The sequence below is a fragment of the Mangrovicoccus ximenensis genome, assembly GCF_003056725.1.
GTDB lineage: Bacteria > Pseudomonadota > Alphaproteobacteria > Rhodobacterales > Rhodobacteraceae > Mangrovicoccus > Mangrovicoccus ximenensis.
On record NZ_QBKZ01000026.1, the window covers coordinates 43,301 to 65,457 of the forward strand.

The window sequence follows — 22,157 nt, forward strand, 5'->3', positions numbered from 1 at the left end:
ATCTGGACGCCCGCTTCCCCCATGTCAACCGCGAACGCCGAACCAATCGGTTCGATTCGGTATCCAGGGATGGACGGCATCGCCTTCGGCACCACCGATGACAGCCAGCGGGAGCAGCCGGACGGCCAGGCGCACGCGGCACCGCGGCAGCCCCTGCGCAGAAGACGCGTCCGCTGCGCCGGTTCGGCTTCGGCCCTGTCCTCCTGGGGGACAGCATCCGCCCGCTCGCCGCGCGCCATCGCCCGCGGACCGATGGCGCGCGCCGCCAGCGCGGACCTCCAGGCAAGTGGCGCCGAGCCAGACATGCGGCCAGTCTCCCGTCAGGGGGCGGTTCGGGAACTTGTCGTCCCGCTCGTCCATGTCTTTGCAAAGCTTGGACATCGTGCTCTTGGCGATGCCGCCCGGCCCCATCGCCTGCACCAGTGGTGGCATGGATGCCCCCTCTCGCCCGGAATGGATACGTTGGTGCAAGTTGAAGCGGCAGATTTCCATGAGAGGAGATCGAACATGCCAGAACCCATTGCCCTTGTCGGGCTGGAGCCAAGTCCGTCTTCCAGGTCCACGCCGCCGACTGCGAGGGCAAGCCGGTCTCGCGCAGGAAGCTCAAGCGCGAGGAGGCGGAGCCGTTCTTCCGGGCGTTGCCGCCTTGCCGGATCGGCCTCGAGGCCTGTCCCGGCAGCATTGCTGGGGCCGGGCTCTCCGGAGCCTCGGCCACGGCGCGAGGCTGCTGCCCGCGCAATACGTCCGGCCTTGCGCCAAGACGAACAAGAACGATGCGGCGGACGCGGAAGCTATCTGCGGGGCCATGACCCGGCCGTCCATGCGCTTCGTGCCCGTCAAGGAGGAGAGCCAGCAGGAAATCCTGGCGATGCATCGCGTGCGGGAGATGCTGATCCGGCAGCGCACGCAGGCGATCAACGGGATCCGTGGCCACCTGGCGGAATTCGGCGTTGTCGGGCCTCGGCGCGCCCATCGCGTGAAGCTTCTGGTCGACGTGATCGGGGACGGGGGGACACCCGCCTGCCAATGGCTGCGCGGCAGGCGCTGCCCTGTCTCGTCGAGCAGCTCGAGCTGGTTGCCGAAAAGCTGGCATCCATCGACAAGGAGCGCGTTTCCCTCGCCGCGCAGAACGCGGCCTGCCAGCGGATCATGACGATCCCGGGCGTCGGCGCCGTCACAGCGACGGCGATCGTCGCATCGGCCCGCGCCGCGGACGACTGCAAGTCCGGCCGCCACTTCTCGGCCTGGCTGGGCGTGCGGTCCGTCTCTCTGACGGATCGCATTCCGGCCCGCACTGCCGCGGCAGCCTCCACAGGCGGCGTCGATCGTCTCGGCGGGATCAGCAAGCGCGGGAATGGCTACCTGCGCCGCCTGCTGGTCCACGGCAGCAGGTCAATCATGCGCTGGCGGGGAAAATCCTGGACGTGGCTCGCCCGGCTGCGTGGCCGACGCCCGGCAAATGTTGCCACGGTCGCGGTCGCGAACAAGACAGCGCGCGTGATCCGGGCCATGCTCAAGCATGGCGGCGTCTACGGCACGCCGATGCGGAACGCGTCATGGAGATGCAATGATTTCCTGCGGAGACAGCGTCCCCTGACGCTGCGCCGCCGCGGATGCGAGGGAATTCTGGACGTGATGGCATGACCGCGCGGACCGGGATCGGTCAAACCCGTTGGACGCATCGAGCTGCGGGCTCGCGACCAGTGATTGGGAACCGATCTGCGGATTTGGCATCAAGGCCGGCGGTGCGGGGCGCATCGCCACGACCGGCCGGATAGATGCCCGCAGCCGCGGAAAATGCCGGAACAGGAAGAAGGTGCCTTGCAAGGGCGCGGGCATCCATAGATGCGTCCACGCGCCGGGCGGAGGCCCCGACGGTCCGGGCTTCCCGGAACGCGCCATGTCGCGCCATTGCTCCGGGCGGCCAGGGCCTGCTCCGAGGCCTTCCGCGCTTCGGGGAAGCCGGGGAAATGGCGGCCCTGGCGCAGCTTCGGCCCCCGCAGGTTCAGCATGCCGAGACGGGTGCCGGGCGACCGGTCGCGGCAGCAGCGTGTCGCCCTCGGGGTCGGTGCCGAGCACGGTCAGCACCTGCGGGAACATGCCGAGCCGCGCCAGCGCGATGGCGATGTTGAGCGCCACGCCGCCCGGCACGCGGCGGATGCGGCCCGGCCGGTCATGCCCGGCGGCCATGATCTGGTCGTGATAGCCGATCGTGTCCCAGAGGGCCGAGCCGATGCACAGGATATGTCTGTTCGGGATCATGGGCGATCATCTGACCGGAGGGCGGCCGGACTGCAAGGCTTTCCTGCGGGGTCGGCAAGATTTGCCGGCAACTGTTTCGCGCGTGCTCAGGCAGTCCGGCGCCATGGTCAGGCGGCGTCCGGCCGGTCCGCGCGGTGCTCGAAGCCGAAGACGTTCAGCTCGATCACCGCGAAACAGGCCAGCCACAGCCAGGCATCGACCGCATCCAGCGGGTTCTCCGCATCGACCGTCCACCACAGCGCGCAGCCCACGAGCAGCGCATAAAGCCCGGTCTTGAGCAGGTTGACGATGCCGTATTCGGCGCCCTCGTACTCGCCGGGCACATAGACCTGCCAGACCAGCACCGCGCAGACGCCGAGCCAGGCCGAGGCATTGACGACGTCGGTCCATTCCTCCTCGCGGATGTAGCCCAGCCAGGCATAGATGATGACGGCATAGGCGAAGAGGCTCGCCGCCAGGATGATCCGCTTCTCCCGGGGCGAGGCGTAGTCCTGCCCGAGCGACCGGGTCTCGTATTCCATCACGCAGAGCAGCAGCACCCAGGCGGCGCTGTCGAGAAACGCGGTCAGCGTGTCCTCGGTCCGCAGGAAGAGCCAGGTGTTGAGCACCAGCAGCGCGTAGATGGTCCATTTGAAGATGCGGAAGGCGGTCGCGGTCATGTCCTCGGAGTTTCCTTTCGGGATCAGGGGGGAGGGGCGGCCGGAGGGGCCGGGCGCGCGCTATGCGCAGGCTCCGCGCGGCGCTTCAATGGGCAGGATGGCTTCCGTGGCGTCCGGCGCGGGCGGGAAGTTGCGGCAACGGGTCTTGCGCCTGCCGGAGTTTGGCTCTATAGGCGCCGCTATCTCGCAGGCAGGGTCCGGGCCGATGGGGGAGACATCCCTTTCGTGTCCACCGGTTGGGGCATCCGCCCCTCAAGACCCCGCCAAGGCTCAAACCGGAAAGGATAGGACATGAGCGTNCGATTTCACCATGCGCCAGCTGCTCGAAGCGGGCGTCCACTTCGGCCACCAGACCCAGCGCTGGAACCCGCGGATGCAGGAATTCATCTACGGCGAGCGCAACGGCATCCACATCCTCGACCTGACCCAGACCGTCCCGATGCTGGACGCCGCTCTGCAGGCAGTCAAGGAAACCGTCGCCAAGGGCGGCCGCGTCCTCTTCGTCGGCACCAAGCGCCAGGCCCAGAAGCCGATCGCTGACGCCGCAGAGAAATGCGCGCAGTACTACATGAACCACCGCTGGCTCGGCGGCACGCTGACCAACTGGAAGACCGTCTCCCAGTCGATCAACCGCCTGAAGGCGATCGACGAGCAGATGGCCATGGGCGCCGAAGGCCTCACCAAGCGCGAGCGCCTCTCCATGGAGCGCGAGCAGGCCAAGCTGCAGGCGTCGCTGGGCGGCATCCGCGAAATGGGCGGCGTGCCGGACATGCTGTTCATCATCGACGTCAAGAAAGAAGATCTGGCGATCCTCGAAGCCAAGAAGCTGGGCATCCCGGTCGTCGCCGTCGTCGACACCAACTGCTCGCCGGAAGGCGTCGACTACGTCATCCCGGGCAACGATGACGCGGCCCGCGCCATCGGCCTGTACTGCGACCTGGTCGCGCGCGCAGCGCTCGACGGCATGACCGCCCAGATGGGCGCGGCCGGCATCGACCTGGGCGAGTTCGAAGANTCTGGCCGAGGAAGACCTCGGCGCGGCAGAAGAGCCGGCCCTGGCGGAAGAATCCGCCGAGGGCTGAGCCTCAGCCGATCCGTCGCGGGGGGCCTTCGGGGCCCCCGTTACACAATTGACATGACCTGCGGGNTACGTCCGCGGGGATCCCAGACGAAAACGAGGAGAGCNACCATGGCGATTACCGCAGCACTGGTGAAGGAACTTCGCGACAAGACCGGCGCCGGCATGATGGACGCCAAGAAGGCGCTGACCGAAAACGACGGCGACATGGAAGCCGCCGTTGACTGGCTGCGCACCAAGGGTCTGGCCAAGGCCGCCAAGAAATCCGGCCGCACCGCCGCCGAGGGCCTTGTGGCCGTCGCCGTCGAAGGCGGCAAGGGCGTTGCCGTCGAGGTGAACTCCGAAACCGACTTCGTCGCCAAGAACGCCGAGTTCCAGGCGATGGTGAAGTCGNATCTCCGAAGCCGCCCTGAAAGCGGCGGATGTCGAGGCGCTGAAGGCGGCCGACCTGGGCGGCAAGACCGTCGAGGCCACGCTGACCGACAAGATCGCGACCATCGGCGAGAACATGACCCTGCGCCGCATGGCGACGCTCGAAGGCAACACCGTCGTGTCCTACGTGCACAACGCTGCTGCGGACGGCATGGGCAAGATCGGCGTCCTGGTTGCGCTGTCGGGCGACAACGAAGCCTTCGGCCGCCAGGTCGCGATGCACGTCGCCGCGATCAACCCGGCGTCGCTCTCCGAAGACGACATCGATCCGGAACTGGTCGAGCGCGAGAAGGCCGTCCTGACCGAGCAGGCCCGTGAATCCGGCAAGCCCGAGAACATCATCGAGAACATGATCAAGGGCCGGATGAAGAAGTTCTTCTCCGAAGTCACCCTGCTGAACCAGGCCTTCGTGATCAATCCCGACCTGACCGTCGCCGCCGCTGCCAAGGAAGCCGGCGTCGAAGTGACCGGCTTCGCCCGCGTCGAAGTCGGCGAAGGCATCGAGAAGGTCGAGGAAGACTTCGCGGCCGAAGTCGCCAAGGCTGCCCAGGGCTGACAAGCAGCATGGTCTCGTCCGGTCAGAATCAGAAGAATACGTCGGCAGCGGAAATCCGGTGCAGCCCGTCGGCCGCGCGCAGCAGGAGATGCCCGGTCGCGTCCACTGTATCGAATGTGCCGTGAAAGGTCTCGCGCGCCGTGCGGGCGCGGATCGGCTCGCCAAGCCGGGCGGCGCGGGCGAGCCAGCGGTCGCGGATCGGCGCGAAGGGGTCTTCCGGCGGCGGCTATGGCGGCGGTTCGGGCGGCGGCAGCTCCTCGGGCGGCGGCTTCGGCGGCGGCCGGGGCGATCTCGACGACGAAATCCCGTTCTGAAGCGGGGACATGGATATCAGGGCCGCCTCCGGGCGGCCCTTTCTTTTCGAAGCCTCAGCTGCCCGCCACGGCGACCGGCGGCGGCAGCGGCATGTCGCGCATCTGGCGCAGCAGCTTGATGAAGCCCGCCACCGCGTGATCCGCCATCGCCGCGCCCTTCTCCCGCGTCGCGAGGCTGGCATCGCCCACCGTGCCTTCGGGATTGAGGTCGGTCGCCACCCAGCCATAGGAGGTCGGCCCGATCGGCGGGATCGCGGTGGTTTCGGCACTCGACCGGAAATTCCGCGCCTGGCCCATGTCCACCGTGTGCGGCCGGAACTCCAGCATCAGAGAGGTCTCGACATCGCCGCCATGGATGCCGAAGCGCCGCTCCTCTTCGCTGAACACGCCCTCGGGATGGCCGAAGCTCATCCATTGCGTCTTCACCGCCAGCATCGCCGCCCGCACCCGCAGCTCGCGCGACAGGATCGACACCAGATCCAGGTTGCCGCCATGCGAATTGGCGATGACGATCTTGCGCACCCCCGCCCGCGCCACCGACAGGCCGATCTCCGTCCAGGCGCGCAGCGCGGTCTCGGCGGCCAGGGTCAGCGTGCCGGTGGCGTGCAGATGCTCGTTCGACTTGCCCACCGCCTGCACCGGCAGGATGCGGATATCGAGGTCATCGGGGCAGGCCGCGCGCAGACGCCCCAGCATGCCCTCGGCGATCATCATGTCGGTCCCCACCGGCAGATGCGGCCCGTGCTGCTCGATCGCCGCCGTTGGCAGGATCGCGATTACCTTCTCCGGGTCGATGTCCCGGAATTCCGCAAAGCGGTACTCGGCCCAGTCCAGCCGCCTCATCTCAGTCTCCTTTTCGGGGTCATGTCCGGCCCGCCTCCGCGGCTGCACAGTGCAACCATGCATCGGCAGGGTGGTTTCAGGCCGAAACCGGCCTGCCCGCGCCGCGCTCCCGCGTCAGGCCGAGAAATTTGTCGAGCTTCGCAGAAATCCGCTTCAGATGCGCGGCGCGGCTGGGATCGCTTGAGCTGTCCATCAGGTAATGCGCGGCAAAGGCCGTCCGGCAGCGCTTGGCGCAAAGCAGCCGCACCCCCCTGAGCAGCGTCCGCCGCCCCGGCGCGCCGATGAACCTGGTCAGCCACCAGCTCGCCCCGCAGGTCGTGAACACCCCGAGCCGGGTGATATGCGTCAGACCGGGCCGGATCGTGGCATTGTGCTGGTCCGGCATCAGGAAAGCGACATCGGGCAGCAGCACCCGGTCGAGCCAGCCCTTCAGCATCGCCGGCAGCCCGTACCACCAGGTCGGATAGACGAAGATCAGCGTGTCGCACCAGCGCACCTTCTCCACCTCCTGCGCGACGGGACCGACATTGCCCGGACAATCGAGATAGCCGTCGAGCTCGCCCGCCGAGAGCACCGGCTGGAACCCGTCGGCATAGAGGTCGCTGACCTTTACCTCGGCCCCCGCCGCCTCGAGCTTCTCCAGCACGAGCTTCAGGATCCCGGCATTGAAGCTGTCGGGTTTCGGGTGGCAATAGACAACCAGGGCACGCATTCAGAGGGTCTCCATCTCCCGGCCCACCCTCTGGAGGAACTGACCGCGTTTCGCGTCATCGGCGCGATTCATGTCATACAGCGCCAGATAGCGCATCTTCTCGGGGCGCGTCACGTGCCAGACGGCGCGCGTCACGCATTTCCGGGGCGGATCGCCCGCCCCGATCGCCCGCCAGCGCGTGCCGCCATAGGTGGTGACGGCCGCCAGCTTGCGGATATGGGTGAGGTTCGGCTTCACCTTGCCGTTTTCCAGCCGGAAGGACACGCCCGGCAGGAAAACGCGGTCGAGGAACCCCTTGAGGATCGCCGGATAGCCGAAATTCCACACCGGAAAGACCAGAACCAGCGCCTCGGCCGCCATGAGCCTGTCGATATAGGGCTGCACCGCGCTGCGGTCGCCGCCCGTTTCGTGGTAATTGCGCCGCTCCGCCTCGGTCAGCACCGGGCTGAATCCTTCGGCATTCAGGTCGCAGTCATCGACCTCCCAGCCCGCGGCGCCGAGCGTGCCGACCACTTGGGCATGCAGCGCGGCCGAGAAGCTCTCGGGACAGGGATGGGCAAAAAGGACAAGAGCCCGGCTCATCTGGCGGCTTCCCTCACGGTTTCACTTCAAGACCATCCAGCAACTCATTCGGCAGGCTGCAGTTTTCCGTAGGCATACATGCTGGCGTAGTCCCAGTCCGGCACATCCCAGGAAATCATCTTGCCCGGATTCAGCAGCCCCTTGGGATCAGCTTCGCGCTTGAAGGCAAGCTGCCGGTCGTCGACCGTCTGCCGCCCGCCTTCCTCCAGCGTGTAGCGATGCGGATTGAAGATCAGGCAACCCGCATCCTCATGAATGCGGATGATCTCGTCCAGCCGCTCTTCGGACGTGAACTTTACCATGGAAAGCCCTGCAAAGATTGTCTTTCCGTTTTCGCGCATGACTTCCAGATGCTGCATGACCTCGCCATCCGGGAAGGCAGCGCGCATCTTCTCGACCTTCTCCAGATGGTCTGGCGCGCCATAGCGGACCTGCAGATAGGTGATCGAGGGATCGACCTTCAGCGCCCGCAGCGTCGTGTGGTTCCAGCCATATTCGAAGACGGGTCCCGGTGTACGCTCCCAATCGGAGGCATCGGACCGGTAGATCAGCGACGCCCCGGGACGGCGCCCGAGGAAGGTCAGGAAGGCCTCCATCGCATGCGGCGCGACCATCAGGCCGATCAGGTGGCTTTGCGGCGTCACATGCGGCTTGACCCGCTGGAAGTAGTCATGCGCAATCGGCGCCTCGTAGACGCTGGCCAGCTTGATCAGGATGCCGTCCTCGTTCGCCAGCTCGGCGGCAAAGGCCGAGGCCTCGGGAAAGCTCTCGGTGGTGACGAAGATGTCCACCCAGTCATAGGCGGGCGCCAACGGCATCTCCAGCTCGGTGATGATGCCGTTCGTGCCGTAGGCATGGCTGACCCGGGCCAGCTCTTCGCCGCGGAATTCGAGAATGCGCGGGGTTTCCTCCATGGTTGCAACCCGCAACCGGATGATGTTGCCCAGATCGCGCAGCGCCCCCCAGGTGCAGGAGCCGATCCCGCCGGACCCGCCGGCAATGAAGCCACCGATCGTCGCCGTCGCCCAGGTCGAAGAGAACATCCTGAGCTCCTGCCCGCTCGCCGCCTTGCAATGGGCATCGAGGTCCTTCAGGAGGCAGCCCGGCTCGACGATGACCCGTCCCGGATGGACCTCCTTCACGCGCTTGAGGTTCTTCAGCGACATGACGCAGCCCCCGGCCAGAGGCATGGCCTGCCCGTAATTGCCCGTGCCGGCGCCGCGCGTGGTCACCGGGCAGTCATGCTCGTAGCAGGTGGCAAGGATCTCGAGCACGTCCTCCTCTGTTTTCGGATAGACCACGAAATCGGCGGTGACATGGTCGAGCCGCGCCTTCAGCACCGGCGAGTACCAGAAGAAATCGCGGCTCATCGAACGGATGGTGGCCTCGCGCTCCTCAATCTCGAGATGCGACAGGGCGGCCTTGGCGGCGGCGACATTCGGGGTCATGCGGGCTCCATGAGGTCGTCAAGTTCGGAATAATCCGGCAGGGCGGTGTCGATGGCGCGGCCATCGCGCAGCACGATGCGGTCGGATTGCGGACGGGCGAAAAGCTCCGTCCAGTCGCGCCCCTTGCAGATCACCAGATCGGCAGGCGCGCCGGGCGCCAGCGAGGGCGGTTGGAGATTGCAAGCGCGGGCAGGATTGGCGAGGAACGCGTTGGTCCAGTCGGTTTCGCTGTGGTCCAGATGGCCAATCCGCGTCGCCTGGCGCATCACCTCGATCATGTCGAGATCGCCATAGGCATAGAAGGGATCGCGGGTGTTGTCCGAGGCGAAACTGACATTGACGCCGCGCGCCTTCAACTCGTGGACCAGCGTGATGCCGCGGCGCCGCGGCGTGCCGGAGCCGCGGTCCTGAAGGTAGAGGTTGCACATCGGCAGGCTGACGACATGCAGCCCGGCGGCGGCGACCAAATCCATGGCATGGGCGGCCGTGTCCGCATCCTGGGTCGAGAGCGAACAGCAATGGCCGACCGTCACGCGGTTCGGGAAGCCGGTGGCAATGACGGTCTGCGCGATGGTGCGCAGCGAATCCACTGACGGGTCCATTGTTTCGTCGACATGAAAATCGACGTCCAAGCCATTGGCCTCGGCCAGCTTCAGGAATGCCAGCAGGCGGTCTTCCAAGTCCGGGCAGGGATAGGTGACCATGCCCAGCACGCCGCCATGCTCGACCACCAGCTCCACCGTGCGCAGAAACCGCCCTTCGAAATCGGCGGTATCGACGGCCACGAGGTTGGACGCCTGCAGCTCGATCCGGCCTTTCCAGCGCTCGCGCATTTCGGCGAAAACCGGCCAGCTGATCTCGTCCTGCGGAGCGAGGCTGTCGAGATGGGTGCGGATCGCGCGGGTGCCATGGGCATGGGCGCAGCGCAGCGAGAACTCCATGCGGCGGCGGACATCCTCGGCGCTCCAGCGGGCCATGCGATCCGCGCCGACCGTGGTCAGCGCGCCCATGAAAGTGCCGTCGGGGTTCGGGCTGCGCGGCCAGATATGTCCCTTGTCGAGATGGGTGTGCATGTCGATGAAGCAGGGAAACACCATGGCGCCGCCCATCTCGACCGGCTGGCCCGGCCGGCCCGTCAGGCGGCCATCGGCGATGTGCAGGTCGGTGCGGACAAGGTCCTGCGGCGATTGCAGGATGCAACCGGGGACAGTCACATTTCGGAGGGTCAGAGGCCCGTCCGGCAAAGTCTTGAAACTGGTCATGTTTCTCTCTTGATCGCGCTCTCGTGCCATTTTCTCAGCAGCATGTGGCTGAGGAAGGAGAGCGAGGCGAAAATGACGATGCCCGCGAGGGCAATCAGCAGGAGCGCCGCGAACATCCGCGGGATGTTGAGCCGGTAGCCTGCCTCGAGGATGCGGAAGGCAAGTCCGGAGCCGATGCCCCCCGTGCCGGCGACGTATTCGGCGACGACGGCGCCGATCAGCGACAGCCCGCCGGCAATGCGCAGCCCGCCGAGGAAGTACGGGAGCGCCGAGGGCAGCTGCAGGAAGCGCAGGCGCTGCCAGCGGGTCGCGCCATAGACCTTGAACAAGTCGCGCAGGTTGTGGTCCGCCGAGTTCAGCCCCAGCGTGGTGTTCGACAGGATCGGGAAGAAGGCGACGATCCAGGCGCAGATCAGCAATCCGGCGATCTTGCTGTCGACATAGATGAAAATCAGCGGCGCAATCGAGACGATCGGCGTGACCTGCAGGATGACGGCATAGGGAAAGAAGCTCATCTCGATCCAGCGCGACTGGGTGAAGAGCACGGCCAGGCCGACTCCGCCCAGCACCGCGATGGCCAGCGCCCCCATGGTGATCTGCAGCGTCACCAGGAGGGACTGGAAGAGGATCGGCCAGTCCTCGATCAGGGTCGAGGCGACGAGTCCGGGGCGCGGCAGGATGTAATGCGGGATCTCGTTGATCACCACGATCCGGTCCCAGGCGAAGATGGTCAGCACCACCACCAGCGCGGGCAGCACCCATTGGCCGATCTTCTCGGCCCGGCGGCGGCGCATCCGTGCGAGTTCTTCGGCATCGGCGGCGATGGCAGGGGCGGTTGCAGTCTGCAACCGGCTCTCGTCAGTGATCGTCATGCGCCCCCATTGCCTCTTTCAGCGCTTCGGAAGCCGCGCGGCACTGCGCGGCGTAATCGGCGGAGGTGCGGAACGCCTCGCCCCGCGGATAGGGTTCATCGACACGCAGCTCGCGGATCACGCGGCCCGGACGGGCGGCCATGATGACGATGCGGTCCGACAGGAAGACGGATTCGAAGACCGAATGGGTCACGAAGATCACCGTGCAGCCGATCTTCTCGCGCATCGCGAGGATGTCGTTGTTGAGCTTGAAGCGGGTGATCTCGTCGAGCGCGGCGAAAGGTTCGTCCATCAGCATCAGCCGCGGCCGGGTGACCAGCGCGCGGGCAATCGAGACCCGCATCTTCATGCCGCCCGACAGCTCGCGTGGATAGGCGTTCTGGAATTTCTCGAGCCCCACCAGCTTGAGCGCCTCGAGGATCTCGTCGCGCACCGCGCGGAAGCGGCGCCCGTGCAGGCGGAAGGGCAGCCAGACATTCTGCGCCACCGTCGCCCAGGGCATCAGCGTCGGCTCCTGCAGCACCACCGAGAGGTCGCCGTCGACCCGGTCCTGCGCCCAGCGGATGGAACCCGAAGTCGGATGCGACAGCCCCGCGATCAACCGCAGCGCCGTCGACTTGCCGCAGCCCGAAGGCCCGAGCAGCGAGATGAAATCACCCTGCCCGACCTCGAGGCTCATGTCCCTGAGCGCCACCACGTCGCGGCCGAAGACCTTGTCGACATGGGCCATCGACAGCAGCCCGGGACGCTCTCCCGCAGGGGCGGAAGAGCGGAGTGCAGCCTGCGCGGTCACTTGCCGGTCAGCTCCTTGACCACGGCCAGGGCCGCGCCGCTGTTGGAGAACTCGGTCGTGTAGGAGGAGGCGATGTCGATCCCGTCCTCGATCACCCCGGCCTCGACCATCTTGGCGTAGAAGTCCTGGTTGCGGGCGTCGGTCATGGCGCCGATGCCCATCTCCAGCGTGTCGCCGGAATCGACGATGCCGTATTCCTTCAGCTTGTCGATCGAGAAGGCGATCTGGTCGTCCGACATGTCGGGATTGTCGGCCTTGATCGCCTCGACCGCCGCCGTGTTGTCGCCGTAGAGGAAATTCGCCCAGCCGATCGCGGTGCCGTCAACGAAGCACTGCACCACCTCGGGATGCTCGTCGATCGTCGCCTGCATGGTCTCGATCGTCGTCGCATAGGTGGAGAAGCCCTGATCGGCGAGCAGCCAGATGTCGGGGACGAAGCCGCCCTCGGTCTCGACCGCATAGGGTTCGGACGTGATGTAGCCCTGCTGCGCCGAGTTTTCGTCGGCGATGAAGCGCGCCGGGTTGAAGGTATAGGGCACCCGCTTGGCTTCTTCGAAGCCGAATTCGGTGATCATCCACTGGTAGTAGGACTGGAAGCCGTTGTCGCCGATGATCATCGTGTCGAGGTCCTTCATCTCCTCGAAGGAGGAGACCCGGCCCGGATGGGTCATCAGCACCTGCGGCTCCTTCTGGAAGGAGGCCGCGACGACGACGAGGGGAATGCCTTCCTTCACCGCATTGAAGGCGAGGAGCATGTTGCCGCCCATGTTGAATTCCAGCCGCCCGGCCATCAGCAGCGCGCGGTTGTTGGCCTGGGGCCCGCCCGGCACGATGGTCACGTCGAGCCCGCAAGCCGCATAGGTGCCGTCCGCGACCGCCTGATAGTAGCCGCCATGTTCCGCCTGCGCGACCCAGTTGGTGCCGAAGCTGACCGCGGTCAGCTCCTGCGCGGTGGCGGCAGAGGACAGCAGCGCCAGCGCGGCGGTGGCGGTCAGGAATGTCTTGGCCATGGTTTCGTTCTCCCCGTCGGTCAAATCTTTGCTTGTCCGTTCCTCCGGAACCTTGCCTGTCCCCGGGCGCCACGGAAGCGTGCGTTCCGGAAATGCGCGGTTTCGACCGGATCCCGTCGCGGCAAGACGGCCGGTCTGCCTAAAGTATAGTCAAATGCCGCATCCCGCACCGCCCGGACTTGCAAAGCCCACGTCCACGGGCGAGCAAATCGCCATGCGAGTCCTCTCTCCGCCCTCGATTGCCCCGCCTTTCGCCCGCTATTCCCATGGCGTCGAAGTCCCCCCCGGCGCGCGCCTCGCCGCGACCTCGGGCCAGCTCGGGCTGGCCGCCGACGGCAGCGTCCCGGACAGCGTCGAGGACCAGGCGCGGATCTGCTTCGCCAACATCTCCGCCATCCTGGCCGAGGCCGGCATGGGTCCGGGCGACGCGGTGCGGATCAGCGCCTTCGTCACCGATCGCGCGCACATGGCCGGCTACATGAAGGTCCGCGACGAATGGCTGGCCGGGAGCGGGCACCTGCCCGCCTCGACCCTTATGATCGTCTCGGGCTTCACCCGGCCGGAATTCCTGGTGGAGGTGGAGGTGCTTGCCGCCGCAGACGGGCCCGGCTGAGCGGCTTCCTCTGGCGTCAGGCCCGGTTTCGGCGTAGTCATTTCCAGCCTGGCGCCCCCGGACCCCCCGGGCGGCCACACGATCGGAGACCATGTCCATGCTTCGCCTTCTCGTCCTCAACGGCCCGAACCTCAACCTGCTGGGCACCCGCCAGCCAGAGGTCTACGGCTCGACGACGCTCGCCGAGGTGGAGGCGATGTGCAAGGCGCTGGAAGGCGAGCTCGGGGCGGAGATCACCTGCGCCCAGTCGAACCACGAAGGCGTGTTGATCGACCATATCCACGCCGCCAAGGGAACGATGGACGGCATCGTGCTGAATGCCGGCGCCTATACCCATACCTCGCTGGCGCTGATGGACGCGATCGCTTCGGTCGAGCTGCCGGTGGTGGAGCTTCATGTCTCCAACATCCACGCGCGCGAGGAATTCCGCCACAAAAGCTATATCGGCCGGGTCGCGCTCGGCCAGATCTGCGGCTTCGGCCCGGCCGGCTACCCGCTGGCCCTGCGTGCCCTCGCCGGACATTTGAGGAGCAAATGATATGGAATTGAAGGATTATCTCGAAGCGGTCATCGACGCCCAGACCATGGAGCAAGTCTGGCAAATCCATGTCGACGCGATGGCCGCCTATGGCTTCGACCGGCTGATCTACGGCTTCACCCGGTTCCGCACGGCGAATTCCTTCGGAGCGCCCGAGGACCTGCTGATCCTGACCAACCATGCCGAAAGCTACACCGACCGCTTCATCGGCGAAGGCATGTATTTCCATGCGCCGATGGTGAAATGGGCCTCCGAGAATGTCGGCGCCTGCAGCTGGGGCTGGATCGCCCAGTCGATCGACACGATGCCCCCCTCGGAGCTGAAAGTGGTGGAGTTCAACCGGTCGCAGGGCGTGACGGCCGGCTATTCGGTGAGCTTCAACAATTCCTCGCGCCGCTCGAAAGGCGCCATTGCGCTGACCGGCAAGCGCGGCACCGGCCAGGCCGAGCTCGACGCGATGTGGGCCGAGCACGGCCGCGAGATCATCCTCGCGCGCCAGCCGCAGGTGCTTTTCGATGGTCGCGGGCGTCAGCCCCATGATCGTCGCGATGTCCTGCGTGGTCTTGCCGTCGCCGACCCATTCGAGCGTCTCGCGCTGGCGCTTGGTCAGGCTGCGCTTGGTATGGGTGAAGGGCAGGTCGATGATCTTCAGATGCGCGACATTGTTCATCAGCGGATCAAGCCCATGGGGCCGATATTGTTCAGCATCTTGGTCTCCATACTTCAGGTCCGGGCCGTCCCCGCGCCCCGGACAGTACCGGGTATGTAGAGATTCCGGTCGAAGGATAGAAGGGCAAAACCACCCTGCGCGGCATTTGCCGCCCCGAAGCGCCCCCGCGGCGGCGCAAGCAGCCGTCCTGTCGGCAATCCGGCGCCGCGCCAATTGCCGAACCGCCCAAAAATCAGGCGCGCCATGGCATTTCGCGATGAAACACGGCGCAATTTCGGGCAAAGGGGACAGTTGGCATTGATCGGAAAACGCAACGGCAATATGTCCCGGTGTCCAGTTCCCCGGGGCAGCCATCCTGCAGCAGCCGGAACGCCACTTCGAATCCATGTCTGGAAAAGAATGATCCACTCCCTCGTCCGCGACTTTCTCGGTCCCATCCTCCGCCGTCCGCCGCGCTTCCAGTCGGCGGCGCTGTGCTGGCGGGACGGGACGCGCGGATGCGAGATCCTGCTGCTGACCTCGCGGGAGACGAAGCGCTGGGTGCTGCCCAAGGGCTGGCCGAAGCGCGGGCTCGACGCCGGCGGCACGGCGGCAGAGGAAGCCTGGGAAGAGGCCGGCATGGTGCCCCGCCCGGGCAAGCCCTTCGAAATCGGCCGCTACAGCTACATGAAGCGGCTCGACGGCGGGCTGCCGGTGCCGGTCGAAGTGTCGGTCTTCTCCATGGAGGTCGAGCGCCTCGCCGGGGAGTATCCCGAGCTCGGCCAGCGCGAGCGGCGCTGGTTCACCCCCGCCGAGGCGGCCGAGGCCGTCGACGAGCCCGGGCTGAAGACGATCCTGCGCCGCTTCCGCCCGCCGCGCAGCCCCCGCCGGCCGCTTGCGAGGCAGGCCTGCTGCGCGGCACCGGCCGCTTCGGTGCATCGCGGAGAAGCTGAAGACGTCATGGCCGTCGGCGCGGCGCGGTTTCCCGGTGGGCGGCCCACCGCCGTTGCCGGACCGCGCCGATGCGGCAGGATCCCGTGGAGCAGGGGAGCTGTGCCGGGTCCGGTTTCTCCTGCGGAGGCCTGCGCCGGGAGTTCGGTCAACCGTCATCCGCTTGGCGTCGTCGGCCGCGGCCATTCCCGTCCCGCATTGCCGCGCTTGGGTATGGGGTCTGCCCGGTGGGCGCCGGAGGACGCCGCAGCGGATACGGGCAATCCGGGCCGCAGCGGAGCACGCCGAGCAGCGGCAGGCCTCACCGCTGCACGCCGCCCGGCAGGCCGTTCCGGGCGGGAAGTCCTGCGCAGCTTCTCCGGCGAGTGCGACGGCTTCGCGATAGTACCCGGCGAGGAGCGCGACCCGCGCCGCAAGCGCCAGAACCTCGGTCCGGACCGCCTGCTGCCTCAATCCGGACACTGCGTCCGTGGCCGCCCGGGCGGTCTTCTGGAGCTGCGGCAGATCCCCGCCGCAGCTGTCCGGCGGCCGGGTCTCGAAGGCCTGGAGTTCCGCGTCGAGCTGCAGTTGGCGCACGAGCGCAAGGTCCTGCGGAGCCGGCACGCCCGCGCGCTGCATCAGGTCGATCAGTTCGGCTGCGACGTCGGCGGCCCGGGCGTACGCACCGGCCTCGTAGCTGTCCCGCGCCTGGACATAGAGCGAAACGGCTTCCGGCTGCGGACCCGCTGCCGCCTCGGGCAGCGCAAGCATGGGCAGCACAAGAGCGGCCGCGATCGCGGCCCGGGGAAGACGGATGCCCGGCAGAAGTTGCATGGTCCTCAGATGCGGATTCCTGCATGTGGTAGCCGGAGTCCCGCGCATCGGCCCGTTAAAAATGGACTGGCGACGGACGGCTCCCGTCTTGCGCGGACGTCTGTTCGCCCGCTCCCGTCGATGAACCATTCCGGCTCTCCGTCCGCGCCGGAGATTTGGCGGCTGCCGCCGACATGCCTCGCTGGCCGCGGGGACGCGCACGAGGCTGGCCCGGAGGCAGCATTTCCCGCATCCTGTGCCAGGCTGCTGCGCGGCAGGGGAGAGATGCAAGGAGGCGAAACGGGCGCAGGCGGAGCGCCGGACCTCTCCGGCGGGTCTCAAGCGGATCGGGCGCGAGCATGGGCTCGACACTGACATGGCCGGGATGCCGGCGCGCCTGCTTGATATCGGCTGCGGCACCGGGGCCAGCGCCATGGCCGCCGCGTTACGCGCCGAGGAGCGCTGCGGGCATCGGCAATGCCGTTTTCCTGCCTGCGGATGCGCAGACCCATGGCTTCACGCCCGGCAGTTCCGACGGGCTGGTGTCGCGGCTGGGGAGAGCTTTCCCGTCGATTCCGTCGCGGCGCCGGACAACCTGGCCCCGGCGCTGCGGAGAGGCGGGCAGATGGCCTTCGCCTGCCGGGCCGGGACCGGGTTCAACCCGTGGTTCAGCCTTCCGGCGGAGGCGGCGCGGGCGAGGCGCCGGCGGAGCCCAAGCCGCCGCAATGCCTGGCCGCGGCGGAGATCGCCGCGGCCGGTGCCCAAGGTCTGACTGCTCTTGCCCGACCGGCGGGCAGCTTTCGGACGCGGCTGCGGGAATGCCGCCCAACGCATGTCCGGCCCATTGGTTTCATGAGCCCTGCTAATTTCCGCGATCAGGCCCCGGGCGGTGGCGNCCAGAACGATCGATTTTCCCGGGTCCGAAGACAGGAAGGATGACCATGTCCCCACCCATCGAATTCGAACTCCGCCGCCGCACCCTGCTGGCCTCCGGTGCCGCCCTGGCTGTCGGCGCGGCCTCCGTCCGGCCCGCGGCTGCACAGGCTGCCGCTGCGGCAGGCGCCGGGACCGCCACCGTCACGCTGACCGTCAATGGCGTGCGGCGCGACCTGGAGCTGGACAACCGCACCACGCTGCTCGATGCGCTGCGCGAGCACCTGAAGCTGACCGGCACCAAGAAAGGCTGCGACCATGGCCAATGCGGCGCCTGCACCTGCACGGTGAACGGCGCGCGGATCAATTCCTGCCTGTCGCTGGCGGTGATGCATGACGGCGACGAGGTCGAGACCATCGAAGGCATCGGCACGCCGGAGGCGATGGATCCGATGCAGGCAGCCTTCGTCGAACAGGACGGGTTCCAGTGCGGCTATTGCACGCCCGGCCAGATCCAGTCGGCGCGCGCCGTGATCGAAGAGATCCGGGCTGGCATCCCCAGCCATGTCACCGGCGATCTCGGCGCGGAGATCGCGATCACAGATGCCGAGATCCGCGAGCGCATGTCGGGCAACATCTGCCGCTGCGGCGCCTATGCCAACATCCTTGCCGCCATCACCCAGGTCGCGGAGGAGCAGGCATGAGGGCGTTTTCCTACGAGAAGATGCGCGATCCCGCAGAGGCCGCGGCGCGGGCCGCCGAGGTCGGGGGCGCGAAATTCATCGCCGGCGGCACCAACCTGCTGGACCTGATGAAGCTGGAGATCGAGACGCCGGTCCACCTGATCGACCTGGGCGGGCTGGGGCTCGACGAGATCACCGAAACCGAGGGGGGCGGGCTCCGGATCGGCACGCTGGTCAGCAACACGGCGCTCTCGGCCGATGCCCGCATCCGCCGGGACTATCCGGTGCTGACCCGCGCCATCGCCGCCGGGGCGACCGGACAGCTGCGGAACAAGGCGACGACCGGCGGCAATCTCCTGCAGCGCACACGTTGCCCCTATTTCTACGACACCGCCATGCCTTGCAACAAGCGCGCCCCGGGTACGGGCTGCGCGGCGCTGGGGCAGGGCGCCTTCTCGCGGCAGCTCGGGGTGATCGGCACCTCGGAGGCCTGCATCGCGACCCACCCATCGGACATGGCGGTGGCGATGCGGGTGCTCGACGCGGTGGTCGAGACAGTGACGCCTGCGGGCATGACCCGCGAAATCCCGATCGAGGAGCTGCACCTGCTGCCCGGCGACACGCCGCACGAGGAAACCGCGCTGATGCCCGGCGAGCTGATCACCCATGTGCGCCTGCCTGCGCCCGCGGGCGGGATGCAGGCCTATCACAAGGTGCGCGACCGCGCCTCCTACGCCTTCGCGCTGGTCTCGGTCGCGCTGGTCCGCCAGCCGGACGGCACGGGGCGCGTCGCGCTTGGCGGGGTCGCGCCGAAGCCCTGGCGCAGCTCGGCTGCCGATGCGGAACTGCCGAACGGCGCCCGTGCGGTCATGTCGGTGCTGATGGAAGGCGCGCGGCCGACCGAGGAGAACGCCTTCAAGATCACCCTTGCCGAGCGCACGCTCGCCGCCATGCTGAAGGAGGCCTGAGATGGAGTTCAACGAACCCGTCGGCACCAATCTCTTCGACGATTCCAAGATCGTGGGCCAGCCGCTGCGCCGCCTCGACGGACCGCTGAAGGTCACCGGCACCGCGCCCTATGCCTATGAGCGCAACGATGCCGCGCCGGAGGCGCTCTACGGCTATCCGCTCGGCGCCGCGATTGCCCGTGGCCGCATCCTGTCGATGGATGCGGAAGCGGCGCGCAGCGCCCCCGGCGTGCGGGCGGTGGTCACCGCGCTCGAGGTCGAACCTCTGGAGAAGGGCATGAACAACGTCGCGCGGCTCTTCGGCGGCGACGAGGTGCAGCACTATCACCAGGCGGTTGCCGTGGTGGTGGCCGATAGCTTCGAGCAGGCCCGCGCTGCCGCGGCGCTGATCGCGGTCGAGTACGAGGAGGGCGACCCCGCCGATTACGACCTGGACGCGGCCTTCGCCCGGCTGGAAGGCTCGGGCGCGCCCGACACGCTGGTCGGCGATGTCGAGGCGGCGTTCCGCAATGCAGCGGCCGTCACCGACCAGATGTACCGCACGCCGGGCCAGAGCCATGTGATGATGGAGCCGCATACCTCCACCGTCGACTGGTCGGATGGCGGCGACATGACGGTCTGGACCTCGAACCAGATGATCAACTGGAACCGCCAGTCGCTTGCCACCACCTTCGGGATCGAACCGGAGCGCATCCGCGTCGAGAGCCCCTATGTCGGCGGCGGCTTCGGGGCCAAGCTCTGGCTGCGCGCCGATGCGGTTCTGGCGGCGCTGGGGTCGCGGGCGGCCGGCGCGCCGGTCAAGCTGGCGCTTGGTCGGCTCGGTCTGGGTCGACCATCCGATCGGCCAGCTCGCCGCGCTCTGGGGCACGCACGGGCTGACCTTCTTCACCGGCTGCCTGTCGGTGGGCGTGCTGACGCTGTCGGTCTGGCGGGCCTCGCGGCGCGCGCTCTTCGGCTCGGGGCTGGCGGTGCTTGCGTGGTGCGGCGGCACGCTCTGGGGCGAGGGGATGGTCGCGCATTACGACGCGCTGGCGCTGCCGCCCGGACCGATGGTCCGGGTGATCCAGCCCAACGAGACCCAGTCGCTGAAGTGGAAGCCCGAGATGATCCCGGTCTTCTGGGAGCGCAAGCTGGCGCTGACCGAAAGCAGCACCGGCGCCGATCCCGACATCGTGGTCTGGCCCGAGGTGTCGCTGCCCTATCTGCTCGATCTCGGCGACGAGCCCAATGCGCGGGTCTCCGAGGCCGCGGGGGGCAAGCCGGTGATCGTCGGCGCGCAGCGCTTCGTCGGCGAGGACCTGCGCAATTCTCTGGCCGTGATCGAGCCCGGCGGCGCGGTCGGCCCGGTCTACGACAAGTTCCATCTGGTGCCGTTCGGCGAGTACTTTCCGGGCGGCAGGCTGGCGGCGGCGCTGGGGCTGAAGGGGCTGGCGACCGACGTTCTCGGCGGCTTCACCCCGGGGCCGGGATCGCAGCTGATCGATCTCGGTCCGGGCCTCGGCAAGGTGCTGCCTCTGATCTGCTACGAGGCGATTTTCCCGCGCCATGCCGATCCGCGCGGTCTGCCGCGGCCCGACTGGATCGTGCAGATCACCAACGATGCCTGGTTCGGCCGGATGTCGGGCCCGCAGCAGCATCTCGACCAGGCGCGGCTCAGGGCGATCGAGCAGGGCCTGCCGGTGGTGCGCGCGGCGAATACCGGGGTTTCCGCGATCATCGACCCCAAGGGCCGGGTGATCGCCAGCCTTGCGCTGAACACCTCCGGCGTGATCGACCGCCCGCTGCCGCAGGCGACGCGGCCGACGATCTACTCGGTGACGGGCAACGGTCCGCTGATCCTGGTGCTGCTGGCCGTGGCCGTCTGGCTGCTGCGGCGCGCTATCCTGTCAAGGCTGTGAATAATTTGATTGCCCTTCTCCCGGGCGCAGCGTAGGCGCAAGGGACCGCCGCCACAACGGCTTCCTGGCGTGGCGGATGTAACCCCAATGGAGCACGCCCGATGTCGCGCAAAAACTATATCTTCACCTCCGAATCCGTCTCCGAAGGCCATCCCGACAAGGTCTGCGACCGGATTTCGGATGCGGTTCTCGACGCCCTGCTGGCCGAGGAGCCCGAGGCACGGGTGGCCTGCGAGACCTTCGCCACCACCGACCGCGTCGTGATCGGCGGCGAAATCGGCCTGGCCGATCAGGAGAAGCTCCACGGCTACATGCAGAGCATCGACGGCATCGTCCGCGACTGCATCAAGGACATCGGCTACGAGCAGGACAAGTTCCACCACGAGACCGTGGAGATCACCAACCTGCTGCACGAGCAATCCGCGCATATCGCCCAGGGCGTCAACGCCGCCGACAACAAGGACGAGGGCGCGGGCGACCAGGGGATCATGTTCGGCTATGCCGTCGACGAGACGCCCGAGCTGATGCCGGCGCCGATCCTCTATGCCCACAAGATCCTGAAGCGGCTGGCCGAGGCCCGCAAGTCCGGCGAGGCGCCGGTGCTGGGGCCGGACGCGAAATCGCAGCTGACGCTGCGCTACGAGGACGGCATCCCGGTCGAGGTCCTGTCGCTGGTGCTGTCGACCCAGCATCTTGACGAGACCATGACCTCCGAGGATGTGCGCCAGGTGGTGACGCCCTTCATCCGCGAGGTCCTGCCCGAGGGCTGGCTGACCGACGCGACCAAGTGGTGGGTGAACCCGACCGGCAAGTTCGTGATCGGCGGACCGGACGGCGATGCGGGGCTCACCGGGCGCAAGATCATCGTCGACACCTATGGCGGCGCGGCGCCCCATGGCGGCGGCGCCTTCTCGGGCAAGGACCCGACCAAGGTGGACCGGTCTGCGGCCTATGCGGCGCGCTATCTGGCGAAGAACGTCGTCGCGGCCGGGCTGGCGCATCGCTGCACCATCCAGCTGAGCTATGCGATCGGCGTCTCCGAGCCGCTGTCGATCTACTGCAACACCGACGGCACCGGGACGGTCGACGAGGCGCTGATCGAGGCGGCGATCCCGAAGGTGATGAACCTGACCCCGCGCGGCATCCGCACGCATCTGGAGCTGAACAAGCCGATCTACCAGCGCACCGCGGCCTACGGCCATTTCGGCCGCGAGCCGGATGCCGAGGGCGGCTTCTCGTGGGAGCGCACCGATCTGGCCGAAGCGCTGAAATCGGCGCTCTGAGCTGACCTGCGGCGCGGCGCCTCCGGGAGCCGCGCCCGTTCCGCCGCCAATGTCGGCGCTGCGGTGGTCCCGCCGTTGGTTTCCGG

The 22,157-nt window shown here is 67.5% G+C and carries 22 protein-coding genes, 5 pseudogenes and 1 riboswitch; of the genes and pseudogenes, 14 read left to right on the forward strand and 13 right to left on the reverse strand.

Going from position 1 to position 22,157, the window contains the following annotated elements; translation table 11 throughout:
* Nucleotides 1-24: 24 nt before the first annotated feature.
* The gene (locus tag C7T91_RS40230) at nt 25-492 is read right to left on the reverse strand and encodes a transposase (RefSeq protein WP_407943357.1); all 468 of its coding nucleotides are present in this window, start codon (nt 490-492) and stop codon (nt 25-27) included.
* A 313-nt stretch (nt 493-805) separates the two neighbouring features.
* Between C7T91_RS40230 and C7T91_RS37485 the strand changes: the two genes are divergently transcribed.
* Both C7T91_RS37485 and C7T91_RS37490 read left to right on the forward strand, forming a co-directional pair.
* Complete coding sequence (locus C7T91_RS37485; protein WP_236638620.1) at nt 806-1,153, forward strand: hypothetical protein; 348 nt, start codon at nt 806-808, stop codon at nt 1,151-1,153.
* Nucleotides 1,150-1,644: a transposase gene (locus C7T91_RS37490; protein ID WP_236638621.1), complete on the forward strand. Its 495-nt coding sequence runs from the start codon at nt 1,150-1,152 to the stop codon at nt 1,642-1,644. The genes C7T91_RS37485 and C7T91_RS37490 overlap by 4 nt, the downstream gene beginning before the upstream one ends.
* Here C7T91_RS37490 and C7T91_RS40235 read toward each other — a convergent pair.
* Nucleotides 1,555-2,262: a PfkB family carbohydrate kinase gene (locus C7T91_RS40235; protein WP_407943358.1), complete on the reverse strand. Its 708-nt coding sequence runs from the start codon at nt 2,260-2,262 to the stop codon at nt 1,555-1,557. The genes C7T91_RS37490 and C7T91_RS40235 overlap by 90 nt on opposite strands.
* Nucleotides 2,263-2,369: 107 nt before the next feature.
* Entirely contained in the window at nt 2,370-2,921 is a 552-nt protein-coding gene (locus C7T91_RS30175) for a hypothetical protein (protein WP_108263517.1), read from the reverse strand.
* Between the two features lie 310 nt (nt 2,922-3,231).
* Here C7T91_RS30175 and rpsB point away from each other — a divergent pair.
* A pseudogene (gene rpsB, locus C7T91_RS30180) lies at nt 3,232-4,003 on the forward strand (30S ribosomal protein S2).
* 107 nt (nt 4,004-4,110) lie between these two features.
* Nucleotides 4,111-4,987: pseudogene (gene tsf, locus C7T91_RS30185) on the forward strand (translation elongation factor Ts).
* Nucleotides 4,988-5,015: 28 nt separating this feature from the next.
* Here tsf and C7T91_RS38825 read toward each other — a convergent pair.
* The gene (locus C7T91_RS38825) at nt 5,016-5,093 is read right to left on the reverse strand and encodes a hypothetical protein (RefSeq protein ID WP_330848913.1); all 78 of its coding nucleotides are present in this window, start codon (nt 5,091-5,093) and stop codon (nt 5,016-5,018) included.
* A gap of 34 nt (nt 5,094-5,127) precedes the next feature.
* Here C7T91_RS38825 and C7T91_RS34070 point away from each other — a divergent pair, with 34 nt between their 5' ends.
* On the forward strand, nt 5,128-5,301 hold the full coding sequence (locus C7T91_RS34070; protein WP_201742310.1) for a hypothetical protein: 174 nt from the start codon (nt 5,128-5,130) through the stop codon (nt 5,299-5,301).
* A 54-nt stretch (nt 5,302-5,355) separates the two neighbouring features.
* On the opposite strand, the gene C7T91_RS30200 is transcribed toward C7T91_RS34070, so the two are convergent.
* The 8 genes from C7T91_RS30200 to C7T91_RS30235 all read right to left on the reverse strand — a co-directional run bounded on the left by C7T91_RS30200 (nt 5,356) and on the right by C7T91_RS30235 (nt 12,823).
* The gene (locus C7T91_RS30200; protein WP_108263518.1) at nt 5,356-6,144 is read right to left on the reverse strand and encodes a creatininase family protein; all 789 of its coding nucleotides are present in this window, start codon (nt 6,142-6,144) and stop codon (nt 5,356-5,358) included.
* 76 nt (nt 6,145-6,220) lie between these two features.
* Nucleotides 6,221-6,856 carry an NAD(P)H-dependent oxidoreductase gene (locus C7T91_RS30205; protein WP_108263519.1) on the reverse strand — a complete coding sequence of 212 codons (636 nt, stop codon included), beginning with the start codon at nt 6,854-6,856 and terminating at the stop codon, nt 6,221-6,223.
* On the reverse strand, nt 6,857-7,438 hold the full coding sequence (locus C7T91_RS30210; protein ID WP_108263520.1) for an NAD(P)H-dependent oxidoreductase: 582 nt from the start codon (nt 7,436-7,438) through the stop codon (nt 6,857-6,859).
* A 44-nt stretch (nt 7,439-7,482) separates the two neighbouring features.
* Nucleotides 7,483-8,886 (reverse strand): FAD-binding oxidoreductase, encoded by a 1,404-nt coding sequence (locus C7T91_RS30215; RefSeq protein ID WP_108263521.1) that lies wholly within the window; start codon nt 8,884-8,886, stop codon nt 7,483-7,485.
* Nucleotides 8,883-10,148, reverse strand: coding sequence for a cytosine deaminase (locus C7T91_RS30220; protein WP_108263522.1), 1,266 nt, complete (start codon nt 10,146-10,148; stop codon nt 8,883-8,885). The genes C7T91_RS30215 and C7T91_RS30220 overlap by 4 nt, the downstream gene beginning before the upstream one ends.
* Nucleotides 10,145-11,020 carry an ABC transporter permease gene (locus tag C7T91_RS30225; RefSeq protein WP_108263523.1) on the reverse strand — a complete coding sequence of 292 codons (876 nt, stop codon included), beginning with the start codon at nt 11,018-11,020 and terminating at the stop codon, nt 10,145-10,147. The genes C7T91_RS30220 and C7T91_RS30225 overlap by 4 nt, the downstream gene beginning before the upstream one ends.
* Nucleotides 11,007-11,750 carry an ABC transporter ATP-binding protein gene (locus C7T91_RS30230; RefSeq protein ID WP_108263524.1) on the reverse strand — a complete coding sequence of 248 codons (744 nt, stop codon included), beginning with the start codon at nt 11,748-11,750 and terminating at the stop codon, nt 11,007-11,009. Before C7T91_RS30230 ends, C7T91_RS30225 begins: the two co-directional genes overlap by 14 nt.
* A 59-nt stretch (nt 11,751-11,809) precedes the next feature.
* Nucleotides 11,810-12,823, reverse strand: coding sequence for an ABC transporter substrate-binding protein (locus C7T91_RS30235; protein WP_108263560.1), 1,014 nt, complete (start codon nt 12,821-12,823; stop codon nt 11,810-11,812).
* Nucleotides 12,824-13,037: 214 nt separating this feature from the next.
* Between C7T91_RS30235 and C7T91_RS30240 the strand changes: the two genes are divergently transcribed.
* From C7T91_RS30240 to C7T91_RS37500, 3 genes and pseudogenes are all read left to right on the forward strand, one after another.
* Entirely contained in the window at nt 13,038-13,436 is a 399-nt protein-coding gene (locus tag C7T91_RS30240) for a RidA family protein (RefSeq protein WP_108263525.1), read from the forward strand.
* 97 nt (nt 13,437-13,533) lie between these two features.
* Nucleotides 13,534-13,974 carry a type II 3-dehydroquinate dehydratase gene (aroQ, locus tag C7T91_RS30245; protein WP_108263561.1) on the forward strand — a complete coding sequence of 147 codons (441 nt, stop codon included), beginning with the start codon at nt 13,534-13,536 and terminating at the stop codon, nt 13,972-13,974.
* Between the two features lie 79 nt (nt 13,975-14,053).
* A pseudogene (locus C7T91_RS37500) lies at nt 14,054-14,401 on the forward strand (autoinducer binding domain-containing protein); the annotation flags it as partial.
* A 60-nt stretch (nt 14,402-14,461) separates the two neighbouring features.
* On the opposite strand, the pseudogene C7T91_RS33075 reads toward C7T91_RS37500, so the two are convergent.
* A pseudogene (locus C7T91_RS33075) lies at nt 14,462-14,662 on the reverse strand (helix-turn-helix domain-containing protein); the annotation flags it as partial.
* Nucleotides 14,663-15,043: 381 nt separating this feature from the next.
* On the opposite strand from C7T91_RS33075, the gene C7T91_RS38830 reads away from it, so the two are divergent.
* The 6 genes and pseudogenes from C7T91_RS38830 to metK all read left to right on the forward strand — a co-directional run bounded on the left by C7T91_RS38830 (nt 15,044) and on the right by metK (nt 22,071).
* Nucleotides 15,044-16,741 carry an NUDIX hydrolase gene (locus C7T91_RS38830; RefSeq protein ID WP_161556172.1) on the forward strand — a complete coding sequence of 566 codons (1,698 nt, stop codon included), beginning with the start codon at nt 15,044-15,046 and terminating at the stop codon, nt 16,739-16,741.
* A 566-nt stretch (nt 16,742-17,307) separates the two neighbouring features.
* Nucleotides 17,308-17,943 (forward strand): aldehyde dehydrogenase iron-sulfur subunit PaoA, encoded by a 636-nt coding sequence (paoA, locus tag C7T91_RS30260; RefSeq protein ID WP_108263562.1) that lies wholly within the window; start codon nt 17,308-17,310, stop codon nt 17,941-17,943.
* Nucleotides 17,940-18,890, forward strand: a complete 951-nt coding sequence (locus C7T91_RS30265) for an FAD binding domain-containing protein (protein WP_108263527.1) — start codon at nt 17,940-17,942, stop codon at nt 18,888-18,890. The genes paoA and C7T91_RS30265 overlap by 4 nt, the downstream gene beginning before the upstream one ends.
* Nucleotide 18,891: 1 nt before the next feature.
* Nucleotides 18,892-19,647 (forward strand): annotated as a pseudogene (locus C7T91_RS30270) (molybdopterin cofactor-binding domain-containing protein); the annotation flags it as partial.
* Between the two features lie 52 nt (nt 19,648-19,699).
* Nucleotides 19,700-20,788 carry an apolipoprotein N-acyltransferase gene (gene lnt / locus C7T91_RS30275; RefSeq protein ID WP_161556173.1) on the forward strand — a complete coding sequence of 363 codons (1,089 nt, stop codon included), beginning with the start codon at nt 19,700-19,702 and terminating at the stop codon, nt 20,786-20,788.
* Between the two features lie 45 nt (nt 20,789-20,833).
* Nucleotides 20,834-20,883, forward strand: a riboswitch (SAM-SAH riboswitch).
* 6 nt (nt 20,884-20,889) lie between these two features.
* Nucleotides 20,890-22,071: a methionine adenosyltransferase gene (metK, locus tag C7T91_RS30280; protein ID WP_108263529.1), complete on the forward strand. Its 1,182-nt coding sequence runs from the start codon at nt 20,890-20,892 to the stop codon at nt 22,069-22,071.
* Nucleotides 22,072-22,157 lie beyond the last annotated feature (86 nt).

Excerpts from the sequence above, each read along its gene's own strand:
- C7T91_RS40230 (WP_407943357.1), bottom strand. The coding sequence starts at position 492 with ATGGAAATCTGCCGCTTCAACTTGCACCAACGTATCCATTCCGGGCGA.
- C7T91_RS37485 (WP_236638620.1), top strand. The coding sequence starts at position 806 with ATGACCCGGCCGTCCATGCGCTTCGTGCCCGTCAAGGAGGAGAGCCAG.
- C7T91_RS37490 (WP_236638621.1), top strand. The coding sequence starts at position 1,150 with ATGACGATCCCGGGCGTCGGCGCCGTCACAGCGACGGCGATCGTCGCA.
- C7T91_RS40235 (WP_407943358.1), bottom strand. The coding sequence starts at position 2,262 with ATGATCCCGAACAGACATATCCTGTGCATCGGCTCGGCCCTCTGGGAC.
- C7T91_RS30175 (WP_108263517.1), bottom strand. The coding sequence starts at position 2,921 with ATGACCGCGACCGCCTTCCGCATCTTCAAATGGACCATCTACGCGCTG.
- C7T91_RS30200 (WP_108263518.1), bottom strand. The coding sequence starts at position 6,144 with ATGAGGCGGCTGGACTGGGCCGAGTACCGCTTTGCGGAATTCCGGGAC.
- C7T91_RS30205 (WP_108263519.1), bottom strand. The coding sequence starts at position 6,856 with ATGCGTGCCCTGGTTGTCTATTGCCACCCGAAACCCGACAGCTTCAAT.
- C7T91_RS30210 (WP_108263520.1), bottom strand. The coding sequence starts at position 7,438 with ATGAGCCGGGCTCTTGTCCTTTTTGCCCATCCCTGTCCCGAGAGCTTC.
- C7T91_RS30215 (WP_108263521.1), bottom strand. The coding sequence starts at position 8,886 with ATGACCCCGAATGTCGCCGCCGCCAAGGCCGCCCTGTCGCATCTCGAG.
- C7T91_RS30220 (WP_108263522.1), bottom strand. The coding sequence starts at position 10,148 with ATGACCAGTTTCAAGACTTTGCCGGACGGGCCTCTGACCCTCCGAAAT.
- C7T91_RS30225 (WP_108263523.1), bottom strand. The coding sequence starts at position 11,020 with ATGACGATCACTGACGAGAGCCGGTTGCAGACTGCAACCGCCCCTGCC.
- C7T91_RS30230 (WP_108263524.1), bottom strand. The coding sequence starts at position 11,750 with ATGGCCCATGTCGACAAGGTCTTCGGCCGCGACGTGGTGGCGCTCAGG.
- C7T91_RS30235 (WP_108263560.1), bottom strand. The coding sequence starts at position 12,823 with ATGGCCAAGACATTCCTGACCGCCACCGCCGCGCTGGCGCTGCTGTCC.
- C7T91_RS30240 (WP_108263525.1), top strand. The coding sequence starts at position 13,038 with ATGCGAGTCCTCTCTCCGCCCTCGATTGCCCCGCCTTTCGCCCGCTAT.
- aroQ (WP_108263561.1), top strand. The coding sequence starts at position 13,534 with ATGCTTCGCCTTCTCGTCCTCAACGGCCCGAACCTCAACCTGCTGGGC.
- C7T91_RS38830 (WP_161556172.1), top strand. The coding sequence starts at position 15,044 with ATGATCCACTCCCTCGTCCGCGACTTTCTCGGTCCCATCCTCCGCCGT.
- paoA (WP_108263562.1), top strand. The coding sequence starts at position 17,308 with ATGTCCCCACCCATCGAATTCGAACTCCGCCGCCGCACCCTGCTGGCC.
- C7T91_RS30265 (WP_108263527.1), top strand. The coding sequence starts at position 17,940 with ATGAGGGCGTTTTCCTACGAGAAGATGCGCGATCCCGCAGAGGCCGCG.
- metK (WP_108263529.1), top strand. The coding sequence starts at position 20,890 with ATGTCGCGCAAAAACTATATCTTCACCTCCGAATCCGTCTCCGAAGGC.